Raw genomic sequence first — 15,336 nt, 5'->3', positions numbered from 1 at the left:
CACCTACCTACTGAGGTGAACCTTAGCCGCTGCTGGCAGCAGTGGATGCTGTGGGGTTTTTAAGGTTTTGCGTGTGTTCTTGTGGTGATGCAGCCCACCGCTGCGGGCGTCTGGCATCCGCTTAAGGTCGGTTTTTGTCAAATAGACACGAAACCTTAAATTCGGGTGAACTTTTCCCTCCGCCGGGGGCGTGGGTTTCATATTGATGGGGGCTAGCGAGCGAGTACCGGCTCATGCCGTTCGTCGCGGGCACGCGCAATCAGCCGCTCGGCCTCCTGAATGTGTTCAACAACGGTTTGCACGCGGCGTTCTACGGTCACCTGCCGTTGGCAGTGGGCGGTGCATTCTCCAAAGCAGCGTGCCATGGCGAGCGCCTCGGCACAGAGGGCCGCCGAGTTCCCTGCTTTAGAGAGCGCCCGGTGCACATCGGAGTACACTCCGGTGGGGGATGAGGGCACATCGGTGCCTTCGCTGGGGGCCAGCCGCTGTGCTTCCATGGCGATAGCGCGCACGCGTGGAATCAGGTCTGAGAGGCTGTTGGCGGCGGGTACCACCAGTTCGACCATGTCGGTGTGGGCTAGGCGCTCAAGCACTTGGTGGAAACGGTCTACACCACGGATAAAACGGTCGTGGGCGCGCCTCCAGAGCCCGCGACCAAGTTCGGCGTCATCGCGGCGTGACTGCAGGAAGTTTTTGATACCCACTTAGCCCTCCTTTCGCAGCATCTTTAAAACCCTTTAACACTTAGGTTACCCTAAATCTGTTTTGCTGACACTATGTCACACCAGTTTTGTGAAGAATCTTATGGTGCCCTGCGCTCAACAGAGAAGTTTCTGCGGCAGGACGGCCGCCAGCCCGCCCGAGTACCTAGTCTTCGCCGAGGGTGAGCACAATCTTCCCCCGGTGCTCCCCCGAATCGAAGTAGGTGTGGGCCCGAGCAGCCTGTTCCAGTGCGAAGGTGCGGTCTAGGTTTGCGCGAATAGCCCCGGATTCCACCAGCGGCAGTACCTGCTGCCGTACCCCGGCCATAATGCGTGCTTTCTCGTCGGCGCTGCGCGTTCGGAGTGAGGTGGCGTGCACCGAGAGACGGCGAGTGAGCATGAGCCCCAGGTTCACCTGGGCTTTCGCCCCGCCCTGCAGACCAATAATTGCCAGGTGTCCCCCAGTGGCGAGGGAGTGCAGGTTATCGTCTAGATACGCCCCGCCCACCACATCCAGAATGTAGTTCACCCCGACCCCGCTGGTCTTTTCGGCGATAACCTCACGGAATGACAGCTCAGAGTAGATGATCGGTTCAGCCCCGGCCGCACGCACACTATCAGCCTTCGCGCCGGTACCAACAGTGGCGAACACCCGAGCACCAACCGCCTTGGCCAGCTGAACCGCGTGCAGCCCAATACCACCCGCACCCCCATGAATAAGCACGCTGGTTCCCGACGCGCGGTGGGCGGCAGCATCAAGGCTCATACCGCAGGTGAGCACTAGGTTTGAGTAGACGGTGGCGGCAACCTCGGGCAGGCAGGCTGCCTCGGCGAAGCTCATCCCCTCAGGAACACCGAATGTGTGGCGCGCATCAACCGCCACGTATTCGGCGTACCCGCCACCGGCTAAAAGCGCTGCAACCGGCGAGCCCACCAGCTGCGGGGAAACACCCGCACCGACAGCGACAACAGTACCCGCCGCCTCAAGCCCATAAATGCTGCTGACCCCCGGTGGAGGCGGGTAATACCCCCGCCGCTGCAGGGCATCGGCACGATTCACTCCGGCGGCACGCACCCGAATGAGCACCTGCCCCGGGGCGGGTTCGGGTATGGGTTGTTCGCTAACACGCAGCACCTCGGGTGCCCCGTGTGTTTCCTCCATCATGGCGCGCATGCGCTCGCTCCTTCTGCTCTTTTTGTGCGGGGTTGTGGCTTCCACTCTACCGGCCCGCCAACCGTCCATGAGGCACCCCACCCACAAAGTTCAGCCCTTATTCGGCGGGATGCTTGCACACTACCGCAATAGGTGCCAGGCTGCTGTGCGGGGGCTTCCGAGTCTTTCACACCCGGGCTGAGGCAGGACATGTAAGGAGGGCGCAATTTACAGAAAAGCTTCCCTCGTGCGATAATCAGCTGGTGGCTTTTATCAACACCCGGCTTTGAGCCGGTATGATAGTAAAGCATCTGGATGGTTGTCCGAGCGGCCGAAGGAGCTGGTCTTGAAAACCAGTAGGCGGTAACCCCGTCTCAAGGGTTCAAATCCCTTACCATCCGCACACGCTAAAACCCCGCGAACCCGTAGAGATACGGGGCGCGGGGTTTTGCTTATTTCAAGGCGTTTTTCAGGCTATTAGAACGAGCTGGACATGTATAGGGAGAACGCCCACATGCTGATCCCAGCCACGCCAAGCAGGATGCCCGCGATCGCCAGGCCACGGCTCTCATACCCCTTATTCAAGGTGAGTGCGACGACCCCAGCACCAATAGCGGCAGCACCAATGAACCCAACATACAGGTAGAAGAAGAGGCCCAGCACACCCACAATGAGCGCGGCGGTCGAAAACAGTTTGATTTTTTTAACGGCGGCCTCAGCCTCGGGGTTGGGGATCTGGGGTACTACGGGAACGGAATAGGTGTGAGGGCCGAGCTGGGAAGAGTACCGGAAGGTCTGCTCATCGGCGGAAGAGGAGGGCGCAAGAGTCATAGTCTCAGACATTTGAATCCTTATGCGGTTGATGCGGCCTACGTGTGCTGCGGCCACGTGTATATTTATCGGTTCGGTACCACCTATTCTACCCGAGATAAAAGTTATGTGCGTCGCCACCCGTTCCCATGCATCGCGTTAAATTTCGGTTTTAACTTCCAGATGGGCTCACATCATCGGTTCATGTTCCGCTCTCTTTCCTCAACGCACAGACCACGCCCGGTGCTGCGAAGGCCCCTATGAAAAGCACAAAAAGACCGGAGGCTCCCTCCGTATCGTACGAGAGGGGGCCTCCGGTCAGAAAGTCACTGGTGCGGGACTATGAGACACCTACATTTTGCCTTAGAGAAGAGACATGAGCGGGGTGAGGGTATACGCCAGATCTAAGTGGCTCCTTGAGCTTGCTGAGGACGCGGCGAAAATTATTGTAATAATGAATGCCGCGACCGGAATCAGCATTGCCAGTGTTTCAAGACACCCCACCACAATACAGATCCATCCCATCACGCGACCGCCAGATGCCATAGCGCCCATCCGCTCGGCCTCCCCTGCCTTTTTTACAGCAAAAATACCTAAGATGAGGCTTACAGGACCACCAAAAAAGATTAAAATCAAAACCAGACCGACAACGCCAAGAGTCATGGATGTCTGCGCTGCCTGCTCACCGGCAATCTGCTGCGGAGTTTTAGGGACTACAGCCATCATTGGCTGAGCATACATGGGCTGCTGGTAGGTGGGTTGCTGGTACGTCGGCTGCTGATATGCGGGCTGTTGATTCAGGTATGCCTGCCCCGATGATGAATTATAGGAATTAGAGCCATTATCAGGCTGTGGATCATAAGGGGATTGTGACATCGGGCTGTCCTTTCGGTGACTTTTGCAAACAACCGCCGTATCGGCCATTCCTCACCGAGCGGCGCATAACCTCTATAGTCTAACCTACTCGTCTGTATAAAACACAGGCTTTGGCGCCGTGTGGGCCATCACTCAACGCCACCTGTTTCGCTGTTTCCAGCGCCTCGTATCCTCACCTTTTCTCCACCGATTTATGTCTATGTCGAGGCTCGGCGGCGCAATTATTAGTCACCCTGTGGGTGAGGCTCAGGCGCATATCAAGCAGCGTGGCAGCCGGTATTTTTAGAGCCCCTAACCGTTGGGCGCTTTCTTATGCACCCGCATAAGGTGCCGGGGAATTGACCTGTGCCAGAACGAACGATATTCTTGTAGAGATGCACTGCGGTGCATCGCTGGAGACGTGCCAGAGCGGCCGAATGGACTTCACTGCTAATGAAGGGTCGGGGTTGAACTCGACCGGGGGTTCAAATCCCCCCGTCTCCGCATTGTGAATAATAGTTGAGCCCCCCGCACCAGCACGTGCGGGGGGCTCACTTTATAACCATTACCCTATTTGCCCCTGCCAGACAGCAGCTTTAGCCCTAAAGCACGCACGCTCCCCAGCCACCATGCCCTAAAGCGTAGGCTAGAAACTTTTAAACGCAATAAGGTGCGCATCCGCCCCATCCAGAAGCGCCCACTCCCCAGGCACCTCAAACACTGCCACGGACGACGGGGGGAACCCATAAAACATCTCCATGGCTGCGTTCTGGTCAGAGTCGGGGTGGGTCAGCTGGATCGCCGCATCCTGGATGCCCGGCAAATGCGACACCACCAGTACCGAACGAACATTCTCCGAAACCCCGTTAATACGCGCAATAATGCGGGATGCGCCCACCTCATACAGCCCCTCGTCCAGGTGCGCAGTGGGGCCTTTCTCACCCAGCGCGTCCGAAACCCAGGTGGTGGTCTGGCGGGTTCGCAACGCGGCCGATGACATGATCTGCTCGGGAATATAGCCGCGTTCAGCAAGCCACGCCCCCGCCTGTGCCGCCTGCTGGTGACCGCGCTTTGTCAGCGGCCGATCAAAATCGTTCAAGCCCCAGTCCGCCTCGGCATGGCGCATCAGAATCAGGTGTTTCACATCCCGCTTCATACGGGAAGAAATCTCAGTCATACCCTCATCTTACAGGCTGCACACAACAGCGCCCCGCGCTCATGACCACAAGCACGGGGCACCGCCACAGGCTCTTCAACACATAGGGCAGCCGCTAGGGGGTTAGATGGAATATTCAGGGGCCGCCCACACCACAACTTCTGGATGCTCAAAGAACCGGTACCCCTGCCCACGCACCGTACGCACCGTACCTGAGAGGCGCCCCAGCTTTGAGCGCAGACGTCGGATGTGCACATCAATGGTGCGTTCGTGCGGGTGCTCGTCCCCGGCGCTCCACAGCGAGTCCAGCAGCTCATCACGGCCGACCGTGCGGGAGGAGTTTTCCACCAGGTGCGCCAGAAGCTCAAATTCTTTAAAAGTGAGCATAAGCGGCTCACCATCCAAGAACACCTCACGTCGCGCCAGATCAATCAGCACGCCATTGGTATGCGTGGCCTGCAACTCGGCCTCAACATGGGTGTTTGCATCCGGCTGATAGTAGACAGCCGTGGGGTCCCCCAGCGCGTTCCGCACTACCTCAAGGTCGCTCCCCTCCGCACTGGTGGGGGCCAGCGCTACCGCAGCATAAGACTCCGCTTCCGGAGCTAGGTGGTGAGCGTAATTGCGCAAATCCTGCACGATACGCACTAGGGAGGTACCGTTGGCCGCCGCAAGCTCCTCATTGAGGCCCACATACAGCACGAACCCGCGCGCCTCATTCTCGTGCGCGCCGCCCTTGGGTGAGTGGTCATTAGCAGTGAAAGTCATGGGTCGCAGAGTAGCCGCAGGCGCCTGGGGGCGACTGGGCTGGGGAGCCTGGCGCTTAGCGGCGCGTCCACGCTGGGAAATGTGAACGTACCCTGGTACTGCACCTGACATATGCATCCTTCTCTCGCAGTTCGAAGCGTAGGGGGCTGATATACGGGCGCCCATTATGTCACGTCGGATTCCCGTCTGCACTGCCGAGCCGCGAATGGGCTCAGCGATACCCACCGTACATTTAATATTTCTCTTATTTGTCACATAAATCAAGCGGGTTCAGAACGTGGAGGTATCCTCTAAAGCTACATCACCCTCATGACGATGAGGCTATGGACGGGGAAGCAAAGCAGCCCATACCACCAAATCTAGCATGAGTATTCACTTAGTTCCCTAAATATTCAATATATTTACGGATTATTATGCACCATATTGCATGTAAGGGAAGTTCCCAACGGCACCGTTGAAACACTGTCCAGCATGCAAAAAATTTTTACACCCGCCAACCTGAGACACAAATCCCCCACCAGCTGCCCCGCCAAGACACCGTCAGCGCGGAGCTCCACAACCGCCGAGCCCCGCGCCACAGCGCGCACGCGCCTAGACCTTCACGACACCGGTGAAGGCGTTAATACAGCCGCGCACCAAAAGTTATGAGCTACTCCGCCAGCCCATACAGGCGGTCGCCCGCATCACCCAAACCGGGCACAATATACGCCTTCTCATTCAGCCGCTCATCCCGCGCCGCCAAGAACAAGTCAACATTGCGCAACCCCTCAACGCCCTTCTCAAGGGCCGCAATACCCTCAGGCGCAGCAATGAGACACACACACGTAATAGACTCAGCACCGCGTTGGCGCAGAAATTTAATGGCTTCAATCAGAGTGCCGCCGGTAGCCAACATAGGATCCAACAGGTACACCTGCCGACCGGTCAAGTCCTCCGGAAGACGCTCAGCATAGGTCACAATATCCAAGGTTTGCTCGTTACGCGCCATACCCAAAAACCCAACCTCAGCGGTCGGAACCAGGCGAGTCATACCCTCCAGCATCCCCAACCCGGCACGCAGAATCGGCACCACCAGCGGCTTAGGGCTGGCAATCATGGTGCCCACGGTGCGGGCCACCGGGGTCTCAATCTCCCGCTGCTCCACCCGGATCTCACGGGTTGCCTCATAAGCAAGCAGGGTCACGAGCTCATCAACAAGCTGACGGAACGTAGGCGAAGGAGTATTTTTATCACGAAGCACACTGATTTTATGCGCCACCAGCGGGTGGTCAAGAATCTTAATACGCATGATTCAAGTCTAATCCAAACACGGGCACACACGCCGCAAGCACCAAGCGCCGCAACACTGCATACCCTCAAACACCCCGAACACGCGAACCGCGCCTGCGCACAACGGCACCAGCTGCCCCGCTAAAAACATGAAAAACAAGCCGTCTTCAGCCAGAACCAGCGGGCTTGCCTCTCATCCCCTTACCCACCACCATGCTATGATGCACATCATAAATACTCTCTCTACCCCACCAAACCTATGTACAGTACACCCGCCCCGCCACCGCGCGCCATACTCATGAGAGGCACACGCCGTATCATGGTGTTCGGGCTACTGCTGTCAACGCTGGGTAATAACACTGTCGAATATGGTTTCAACGCCCTCACTACCGCCGGAGTAGTCAGCGTTGGCGCGCTCCTCACCCTATCAGCCCTTAGACGACTCTCAGCCTTCGCGTTCCCCGCCATCGCCAAACTCATGGGCAAACACAGCCCCGATAAGGTACTCATCGCCTGCGACAGCACCGAAACCGTATTGAGCGCTTTAGCCCTCACCATCACACTCCTAGCGCCCCACCAGGCCATATGGGCAGTCTATGCTTATACGCTCATTGACCTGCTCATCTTAGCTTTCACCGACATCGCCGAAGAATTCTACGGTGCACACTTCGCACAGATTAATGAAGACACAGCAATGGCATTCAACGCCTCACTCAGCACCATCCAAGCGATCGTTAACTTCGTCGTCGCAGGGTTAGCAGGCTCACTCCTAGCGGGGGTCTCAATCCCCACACTACTAGCCGTCAACACGGCGCTCTCCCTCACGGCAGCACTCTTTCGGGCACGGGCACGGCACACCTACCCCGTGCCACCACCAACCACAATAAATGCAAGTCAATTCGCCGCCACCGGGCATAAAGAGCCGCTCCGGCAGTTTCTGCACGACCTGTTCACTTCAGGCCCTGCCTCCCCACTCGTCTCACTCGCCATAGCATTCGCTGGAACCATGAGCGGGGAACTGTTCATCCTCTGGGCCGCAAACCACGGACCCACGGTGCCTCTGCCCGGCACAGACAATACCGCCTACACAGGGATGGGGCTTGTCTTAACAGTGTTCGGACTAGGTGCCGCATTCGGCCCGCAGGCAGGAAAATGGCTACGACAGGCCGGTGAAACCGCACCGATTCTGAGAACTGCCGCGTTATTCTCTGCGGCACTCACCGGAGCACTCGCCACAGGCATACTGACAGACACAATCCTGCCACCGCTCATACCAGTGTTTGTATTCCTCAACGCGGCAGCCTCACGGGCACGGGCAGTAGTGCTAGAAACACACCGACAGGCATATTTTCGAGGTGCCCAATTCGCACGCATTATGAGCTGGTCATTCACATTCAGTGCAGCCGGTACACTCTTAGGGCTGCTAGTGGGGTACCTACTGGGTCAGGCATACAACCCGGTGCCATGCCTGCTCATCGGCACGGCACTGTGGCTCGCTATCGCCCCGATCGTCTCCAGCAGGCGGGGCGGAACCAAACCGCCGGTGGCGCAGTAGACTGAGCCTATGCAAAAAACAATTCAGCTGTTTCTTATGGATGGTGACGCAACGGGGCGGATCAAAGCGAGCCTGACGAACTGGACGGGGCTTGTCTATAGCCTTCCCCGCACACATTTAGAACAGAGTAAGCGTGAACGCAAAGAGCTACACTCCACTGGAGTTTATTTTCTTCTCGGTAAAAGTGAAGAAAATAACCAAGATATTATTTATATCGGTCAAGCTGGGGAACGCGAAAATGGTAAGGGACTCCTCGGAAGGATCGAAGAACATGAAAGGTCTAAAGAGTTCTGGAACAGAGCAATCCTCGTGTTAACATCCAACAATTCTTTTGGCGCTACTGACATCACGTATCTAGAACGTTCATTCTATGACTTGGCTCTGAAGTCCGGCCGATATTCCCTTGAAAATAATCAGGTGCCTTCTCATGGGAATGTGACAGAAGAGAAGAAGGCAGAACTCGATGAGTTTATTGAGTACGTGCGTCTCTTTGTTGGCTCTATGGGTTACCGCATGTTTGAGCCAATGCTACCCGAATCTCAACAGAAACAAAACCAAAATGATCCGGAGGCACAAAGTCTACATATACAGTTAGGGGGAGCAACTATTGCCTACGGACAGCGCAATGATGAAGGCTTTGTTTTGCATACAGGTAGTAAATTAATTGCCCCCAAGAAATCGTTCCCTCCTTCGTTGCTCAAAAAACGGGAAGAGCTCGAAAATGCTTATAAAATAGTTTCCGGGAAGACCACTGAGGATATTCTTTTTCCAGCCCCATCAACAGCCGCTACATTTGTACTCGGGCGTTCCGCTAACGGCTTGGACATGTGGAAAGACAAAAACGGCAAAACCCTCGGTGACATTATGAAGAGTGACAACAGCTAGAAGCATCCCAAACCGCATGTTTGAGAAGCTACCGCCTGCTCAGAACAGTGCTATGGGACACCACATAACATTCAGCGGGGGTTTCTCATTCTAGCCGCATGACCACTCAAAAATCACATTTGAGAAGTCGCGCGCTGCCAACTGTTCGGGCGTTATCAGCCAGTTCGCGGAGCCCGCATCGCCCCAGAGAAGTTCCGGGGTTTCTTCCTCTGACTCCCAGTCCGCCTCGGAGACAATGGTCAGCAGGTTCACCGTGTGCCCCTGCAGGTTCTCGTCGAAATCCCGCGGGTCATTCTGAATAAAGTAGGGGTAGCCGCCGATCCGGGAGTACTCATCACTCTGCTCATACGGGAGAGTAAGCTCCTCAACGGTGTGCATCCTTTGGATCCTCGCCCGTTCGTCGTCTCCCGTGGGCAGTTTATCCTCGGGATACAGCTCGTCCCACACTCGTGCAAAATCGGGATAGTAGTAGTGCGCAGTACCGGTAACTCCTTGCTCGACCACTCTGAACGAGAGCGCAAATTCCACGCTCTCCGGTTCGATAGGCCAGCCGATCGTGTCCCAGTCGACCACCGGCAGCGGCGCATCCGGGTTCGGCTCACCCACGTTCTCGTAGTAGATCACCCGCCAGTTCTCTTGAACCGCAGGCTTGTTATAGTCATACCCCCACACGGTGTCGTGAGGGTCAATCCAAAATTGAAGCATACCGCTCTTTGGGTAAATATTATTTTGCGGCAGCTGCGCACAGTTAATCTGCGCGATCATGCCTAGGGGCTGGCCGGATGCATTCGTCGGCGCGGATTCTCCCACAGGCAGGTACGGCACTCCCCCGAACTTGGAGGCGGTCTTCGGCAACGGCTGCTGCGATGGGGTTGCCGTAATCCTGATAGCCTGCTTGAGTTTTCCCTGATTCATAACGTCGAGGACTCGACGCACCTGCGCTTCGGTGTTTTTAGCTGCATTCTGCTCGGTGGTATTCATATGTTCCTCCGGGTGGTTGGTTCAATGCTACAACCATCAGAACATATTTTGCGATGCCGTGCGCCTTTTTCTGGCGGCGGCGATGTGGCATTCTGCGTTGCTGGGCGCGGTTCTTCTGGTGGTTGCCGATTATGCTGCGATGCGGGTGTTGGCGCCGTTTCAGATTCCGGTGGGGCTGGCCACCGGGGCGGTCGGTGGGGTGTACATGCTGTGGCTTCTGCGTAAAGTGCGGTAGTTTACACGCCCTCCGCGGCTGTGCGTTGGGGAAATGATGAGCTAAAAATGCTCAAAAATTTTATTTCTGGGGGCGCTGCGCCGAAAAATCTTCTTAAACCGTCAGGGGGCGGCTGTAGCGTAAGAGCATCAGATAAAGCTCCCGGAAGGAAATCACCGCCATGGTAGAGAAGAAGACTCTGTGCCTCGCCGACGAGGTTGTTAATGCCGATTTGCAGTTCCTCATGAACGCGGGCACCGTTCTCATCACCAACGTCTACAATATTGATGCTATTGGGCGCACCATTGCGGAGGTTATTACCGCCGGGCGCGCGTTTAATGTGGCTCGCCCTTCTCACGTGTATGACCGGGTAATGAGCATGCACGCCCACCCTGCGCTCGGTTCGTTTACTGAGACCCTCGCCGATATGCGCCAGGCTGCCCGCAACGCCCTGATTCTGCGGTTCCCGGCACCGAATGAGCGGGGCCTTGAGGTTGCGGTGCGCATTGAGCGGGTAATGGGCACTAAGCTTGCTGTGACGAAGGTGTGCTGCCGCCCGGCGGGCACTCGCCGCTGGTATGAGCATTGGGCGAAGGAGGTGCTGCAGATTGACGGGTATCTGATTGCGGGCGAGTCGCGCCGCACCCGCGGCATGTTTGAGATACACCGGCAGAACCTGCTGTTTGCGCTGGGAATGTTGGATGTTGCGATGCTTGGCCTAAGCGCCAGCGAAGCAGATTTTCACTGGCTCGCCTCCCCTAAGAGCGCGGTCACTAAGTTTAAGCGGCAGCGTCGCGATTTGCTGCGGCGGATTCGCCAGGATTATGCGGAAGCAGCCTAAGGAGCGCCTATTTCCTACTGGTGCTCCAAGGCGCTCTTCATGGCTGCGACTTCTCCTGCTGAGCCGAGCAGGTATACCGCCTAGAACCAGCCACGCCTCTTAAAGAAAAAGTACACCCCCACACAGGCAAGCACCATCAACAGAAGCGACGCGGGGTACCCATACTCCCATTTGAGCTCGGGCAAGTACTCAAAATTCATGCCGTAAATGGAACCAATAATAGTGGGCACCACCAGAATCGCTGCACCTGCCGAAATACGTTTCATGTCTTCGTTCTGCTGCTGCGCCACCAGCGTATCGTGCACCGTCAAAGCGTTCTGCAACGACGTGCGTAAATCCTCCAGCCGATCCCTGATCTGCATCACATGATCGTGCACATCCCGGAACTGGCGCTGCAACTCAACGCTTTCATCCTCAACCCGCCGAGGCGTAACACCCGGGCGCGGGGAGGCGTCTAGGGCACCGATGCGCAGGTCTTCAACGATGCGCACCAGCATGGAGTCCAAGGGCTTGCAGGCTCGCTGAAAATCAATCACCTGGTTCAGCAGCCCGTAGATACGCTGGGAAATACCGCGGTTTTTACCGCCATCGGTGAAAAGCGCATCCTCTATTTCGTCGCTGTCAGTCTCTAGCCCAGACAGCACCGGCATGTACCGGTCTACCGTGTTGTCGAGGATACGGTGCAGTAGCCGGGCGATACTGGCGTCGGGTTCGGCGAAGAACCCGCCCAGAACCTCACGCATACGTTCTGGGGTGCGCAGCTTATCTTGTACGATACACACCAGGTAGTTGCGGCCTACGAAAAGGTGCACCTCACCCAGGTGCACTTCTTCTTCTGCGTCTAGGTACACGGCGGGGCGTACCACCGCCAGCAGGGAGTCACCGTACCGTTCAAGTTTGGCGCGCTGGTGCCCCAGCATGGAGTCTTCGATGGCGAGCTCGTGCAGTTTGAAGATGCTTTGCAGGTGGGTGAGCTCAGTGTCGGTGGGCGAGATGTACCCTAGAGCGACCGCAGAGGCACCCGCCTGGTAGGCTTCAACAGCTGTTTCTAGCGGGGCGTTCAAGACGGTTTCGCCGTGGGTTGGGTAGATGGCTCCGGTGAGATACGACATAGGTTTAAGTATAAAGGGTAGGTGAAATGCCAACGCCAGTACGGGGATACTGGGGGCTGGGGTGTGCCTTTCTGGGAAAATTTAGGTGGCTTGCACGAAGAACAGCCCGCCGGTGAGGTCTTTTTTCACGAAGATATACCCCACGTTTTCGGTGAGGTAGAACAGATCATCAAGGGAACTGGGCAGATCTGCACCAGAAATTTGCCCCACAAATACGTAGTCATCCAGCCCATCTGGGAGAGTGTGCTGCAGGTATACGGGGCTGCCGCCTATGAAGCTCATCGCGTCCGGGTCCGCGTTGAATTCTGGGGTGAAGAATTTCTGGTGGTCAAAGTCGTGCAGATTCTTGTGGACGATTTCGACACATGTGTCTAGCAGGGCGGGCTGTAGCTCAGTGATATTACCAAGAAAATAGTCGTGTTCATCGTAGTAGGAGAACACGTACACTGCTTTGCCGTGATGCTCGGCGGGGACGGGCAGGGCGAGTTCGGGGACGAGCTTAAATAGTTCAGGGAGCGGGATATACGCAATAAGTGCCAGCGGTATCCCGTCAGGGGTGGCTACTGGTTGAGTGTATCCTGCATCGCGCCCTATGAGGATGCGCTCCCCTACTGCTGTGCGCTGCGTCGGGCTGGTTTCAGGGAGGGTGAAGCTACGGCGTGTACTCATGAGCATATCCTAGCAGCGTCTGGAATCTTCAAGACTGCATTTACCTGCGGGACGGAGTGGGTAAATCAATTAACCACTATTCCAGGGCCAAAAAGTCCTTTAGTGGCGTGTTTACTTTGTCGATTAATGCGCTGGGAGATACTATCGTGTGCAGCAAGTTCTCTGCGAACAAACTATCATATTCGAATATATCGTCGTAGCCGTCATCCACAATAATTTTTATAATTCTCTTAGTGCTGGTGTTTTTCGCAGAGAATATAGGGTTTCCATCCATCAGTGGGGTTCCGTCAGTATATGTGGTTTTATAGTAAGGAAAAACCCAATCACTCGTATGGGATGAAACTTCCTTCAGTAGATACACAAACATATTTTCAATATATTTTTCCAATACTTTATATTTATCAATATTCGTATCCCATGCTGTCCATTCATCTGTCATTGTGATTATTCCCCGAGGTTCCTACAACGTTTCGAGTGTTTGCACGTCTTCATCACACGATAAGAAATAGTCGTAGCTACTCGTCTTTAGTTCTTCATCTACATAGTGCCCGATTTTTTCAGCAGTCTCATGTGTTATTGGGTATTCATCATACATAGGGCCAGTTTCATTAAAAATTTTTTGTAGTACATCAAGGGGTGGCTCGTTTTTAAATTTTAGTACCTCAATAAAAATATCTGTGTCTTTTTCAAATTTTGAAATGTATCTTACAACGTTTTTCATAATGCACCCTTATTTTACTCCCCAAGACCCCATGGCTTCTGTTTCAGCACCTTCAATGACTGCACCTAAGTCATACTCCCTTAAATAAGGATAGAGAAAGTCTGCATACACTGACGGGTAATAAGATTCAGAAAATTTTACGAACGTGCCAACTAAAGATATAAGCTGATATATCAGATTGTTTCTGCCAATAACCTCATCCACTCCGATATCTTTATCGCTTTTTAGAGAATAACATTTAGAGTAAACAGAATTTGAAGTCGATCCGTTACCGCCCTGAAAGAATTTAATAGCCCTTTCGCTCCCCACATCATAAAACACTAATTTTGTTGGTTTATTATTTTTCAGATCAGAAATAGCGTCTAATATTTCCGGAAATATATTGTCTAAATACTTTCTATATTCTTTCCACTCTAACCCGTACCCTTGAATAGTCAGCTCACTGTTTCCTACGGGTAAGATTTCTGCGCACACAAGGTTACAAGCTTCAATAAAAGATGCACGCAGATCTTTGGGATCATAATCATCATAGAATTCTAAATTCTCGTAGAGCTCTCCCAGAAGCCGCTTTTCAGGTCTTATAGTAGGGTTTTCTGATATTGCTAATTTGAATATTGCCATTTTCTTAGCTGCCTTGAGGGTGCTTCACCATAAATGGTGTTGGGGCCCCATCATCTTCACATCTTCAGGATAGAGCGGAACGTTCCAGCAGGTGGCGCATCCACCTATAAATGTGGATGCGCCACCACAAAGAACCGAGGCAGATGCCTCTCAGAGTTACGCTGCTTTCTCCCCAGCTTTGAGCGGAGTACGCGGCTTGAGCGGAATAACACTATTACCGCCTACACCGCCGGGGGCGTATAGGACCGGTGGAACAGGAGTTGATGTGGGGGTTGACTCTTTACTAACTTCATGTTTCTCTTGGCCTGGGCGTTCTTGATAAACTTTGCCGTCGGCGGTTCCATAGTAGGTGCCGTACGAGTTCACTTCACGCCATGTCCCGTCAGCTTTCACTTCCATGCCCTGAGCACCTTTAATCAAGTCTCTCTCGGTGCTGTCACGTACCTGAACCCAGCTACCATCAGGGTTCACACGAGAGCGCTCATTTCCATGTACTTCAAAATTTTCCCAGCTGCCGTCAGCATTTAGGCTGGCTTTATCGCCGTTGTTGCCTTCCCAGTTCCACGTGCCATCAGCTTTAACATGTAACGTTCCCGAACTATTGGTGTAGTCCCAAGAACCATCCTCGTGAATCGTCGCACCCTCACTGATGCTCTCTCCGTACGTTGAGGTTGGGCGTGGCTTACCAGCTTTGTTGTCATCGGTCAGAGCCTTTGAGGTAGCGCTTGGACTTGGTGAAGAAGTGCTAGGGCTACTAGAAGTAGTTGTCAGCGGTGATGCGCTAGGCGATCCGTTATCCGCGGTAGATACGCTAGCGTTTGACTGGCTGGTTTCGGAAGACGAAGATTTCCCGCTGCTGCTCGCTGAGGAGCAGGCGCTGAGAGCCAGTATCATGGCAAGAGCAGCAGAGATCGGTACCGGAAGGTGACGTAGGGTATTCATAAAAACCTCTTTCAAAGGTGATTGCTACGCAGTGTTGATAACACTGCCTTAATCATTCTACCAGTATCTTCATCATAGATAGC

At 54.7% G+C, this 15,336-nt stretch carries 18 protein-coding genes and 2 tRNA genes; 6 read left to right on the top strand and 14 right to left on the bottom strand.

Features of this window, described 5'->3' with window-relative positions; genetic code table 11:
- Window positions 1-212: 212 nt before the first annotated feature.
- On the bottom strand, window positions 213-704 hold the full coding sequence (locus tag D8M41_RS08290) for a hypothetical protein (protein WP_006887032.1): 492 nt from the start codon (window positions 702-704) through the stop codon (window positions 213-215).
- A 163-nt stretch (window positions 705-867) separates the two neighbouring features.
- Window positions 868-1,875 (bottom strand): NAD(P)H-quinone oxidoreductase, encoded by a 1,008-nt coding sequence (locus D8M41_RS08285; RefSeq protein WP_126926794.1) that lies wholly within the window; start codon window positions 1,873-1,875, stop codon window positions 868-870.
- Between the two features lie 292 nt (window positions 1,876-2,167).
- Between D8M41_RS08285 and D8M41_RS08280 the strand changes: the two genes are divergently transcribed.
- Window positions 2,168-2,255, top strand: a tRNA-Ser gene (locus D8M41_RS08280).
- Between the two features lie 76 nt (window positions 2,256-2,331).
- On the opposite strand, the gene D8M41_RS08275 is transcribed toward D8M41_RS08280, so the two are convergent.
- Both D8M41_RS08275 and D8M41_RS08270 read right to left on the bottom strand, forming a co-directional pair.
- On the bottom strand, window positions 2,332-2,697 hold the full coding sequence (locus D8M41_RS08275; protein ID WP_126926793.1) for a hypothetical protein: 366 nt from the start codon (window positions 2,695-2,697) through the stop codon (window positions 2,332-2,334).
- A gap of 330 nt (window positions 2,698-3,027) precedes the next feature.
- On the bottom strand, window positions 3,028-3,540 hold the full coding sequence (locus D8M41_RS08270) for a hypothetical protein (RefSeq protein ID WP_126926792.1): 513 nt from the start codon (window positions 3,538-3,540) through the stop codon (window positions 3,028-3,030).
- Between the two features lie 394 nt (window positions 3,541-3,934).
- Here D8M41_RS08270 and D8M41_RS08265 point away from each other — a divergent pair.
- Window positions 3,935-4,023: transfer RNA gene (locus D8M41_RS08265), tRNA-Ser, on the top strand.
- Between the two features lie 142 nt (window positions 4,024-4,165).
- On the opposite strand, the gene D8M41_RS08260 is transcribed toward D8M41_RS08265, so the two are convergent.
- From D8M41_RS08260 to upp, 3 genes are all read right to left on the bottom strand, one after another.
- Complete coding sequence (locus tag D8M41_RS08260; RefSeq protein WP_037236285.1) at window positions 4,166-4,696, bottom strand: SixA phosphatase family protein; 531 nt, start codon at window positions 4,694-4,696, stop codon at window positions 4,166-4,168.
- A 102-nt stretch (window positions 4,697-4,798) separates the two neighbouring features.
- Complete coding sequence (locus D8M41_RS08255) at window positions 4,799-5,554, bottom strand: winged helix-turn-helix domain-containing protein (RefSeq protein ID WP_126926791.1); 756 nt, start codon at window positions 5,552-5,554, stop codon at window positions 4,799-4,801.
- Window positions 5,555-6,092: 538 nt separating this feature from the next.
- Window positions 6,093-6,731, bottom strand: coding sequence for a uracil phosphoribosyltransferase (upp, locus tag D8M41_RS08250; protein WP_006887073.1), 639 nt, complete (start codon window positions 6,729-6,731; stop codon window positions 6,093-6,095).
- 300 nt (window positions 6,732-7,031) lie between these two features.
- Between upp and D8M41_RS08245 the strand changes: the two genes are divergently transcribed.
- Window positions 7,032-8,267 (top strand): MFS transporter, encoded by a 1,236-nt coding sequence (locus D8M41_RS08245; protein ID WP_126926790.1) that lies wholly within the window; start codon window positions 7,032-7,034, stop codon window positions 8,265-8,267.
- 9 nt (window positions 8,268-8,276) lie between these two features.
- A complete protein-coding gene (locus D8M41_RS08240) occupies window positions 8,277-9,152 on the top strand; it encodes a GIY-YIG nuclease family protein (protein ID WP_126926789.1) in 876 nt (291 codons plus the stop codon).
- Window positions 9,153-9,242: 90 nt separating this feature from the next.
- Here the strand turns inward: D8M41_RS08240 and D8M41_RS08235 are convergent, their stop codons facing one another.
- Window positions 9,243-10,133: a YwqG family protein gene (locus D8M41_RS08235; RefSeq protein ID WP_126926788.1), complete on the bottom strand. Its 891-nt coding sequence runs from the start codon at window positions 10,131-10,133 to the stop codon at window positions 9,243-9,245.
- A gap of 58 nt (window positions 10,134-10,191) precedes the next feature.
- Here D8M41_RS08235 and D8M41_RS08230 point away from each other — a divergent pair, with 58 nt between their 5' ends.
- Entirely contained in the window at window positions 10,192-10,368 is a 177-nt protein-coding gene (locus D8M41_RS08230; RefSeq protein ID WP_232018564.1) for an iron chelate uptake ABC transporter family permease subunit, read from the top strand.
- 160 nt (window positions 10,369-10,528) lie between these two features.
- A complete protein-coding gene (locus tag D8M41_RS08225; protein WP_126926787.1) occupies window positions 10,529-11,188 on the top strand; it encodes a hypothetical protein in 660 nt (219 codons plus the stop codon).
- Window positions 11,189-11,268: 80 nt separating this feature from the next.
- On the opposite strand, the gene D8M41_RS08220 is transcribed toward D8M41_RS08225, so the two are convergent.
- The 6 genes from D8M41_RS08220 to D8M41_RS08195 all read right to left on the bottom strand — a co-directional run bounded on the left by D8M41_RS08220 (window position 11,269) and on the right by D8M41_RS08195 (window position 15,253).
- On the bottom strand, window positions 11,269-12,300 hold the full coding sequence (locus D8M41_RS08220; protein ID WP_126926786.1) for a magnesium and cobalt transport protein CorA: 1,032 nt from the start codon (window positions 12,298-12,300) through the stop codon (window positions 11,269-11,271).
- An 81-nt stretch (window positions 12,301-12,381) separates the two neighbouring features.
- On the bottom strand, window positions 12,382-12,969 hold the full coding sequence (locus D8M41_RS08215; protein ID WP_202975997.1) for a hypothetical protein: 588 nt from the start codon (window positions 12,967-12,969) through the stop codon (window positions 12,382-12,384).
- A gap of 76 nt (window positions 12,970-13,045) precedes the next feature.
- Window positions 13,046-13,408: a hypothetical protein gene (locus D8M41_RS08210; RefSeq protein ID WP_126926785.1), complete on the bottom strand. Its 363-nt coding sequence runs from the start codon at window positions 13,406-13,408 to the stop codon at window positions 13,046-13,048.
- Window positions 13,409-13,429: 21 nt separating this feature from the next.
- Window positions 13,430-13,690: a DUF7683 domain-containing protein gene (locus tag D8M41_RS08205; RefSeq protein WP_126926784.1), complete on the bottom strand. Its 261-nt coding sequence runs from the start codon at window positions 13,688-13,690 to the stop codon at window positions 13,430-13,432.
- 9 nt (window positions 13,691-13,699) lie between these two features.
- A complete protein-coding gene (locus D8M41_RS08200; RefSeq protein WP_126926783.1) occupies window positions 13,700-14,311 on the bottom strand; it encodes a hypothetical protein in 612 nt (203 codons plus the stop codon).
- Between the two features lie 156 nt (window positions 14,312-14,467).
- Window positions 14,468-15,253, bottom strand: a complete 786-nt coding sequence (locus D8M41_RS08195; protein ID WP_006887044.1) for a hypothetical protein — start codon at window positions 15,251-15,253, stop codon at window positions 14,468-14,470.
- Window positions 15,254-15,336: the final 83 nt, after the last annotated feature.

Source organism: Rothia sp. HSID18069 (genome assembly GCF_003989155.1).
GTDB classification, from domain to species: domain Bacteria; phylum Actinomycetota; class Actinomycetes; order Actinomycetales; family Micrococcaceae; genus Rothia; species Rothia aeria.
This window is presented reverse-complemented; position numbering and strand designations above follow the sequence as displayed.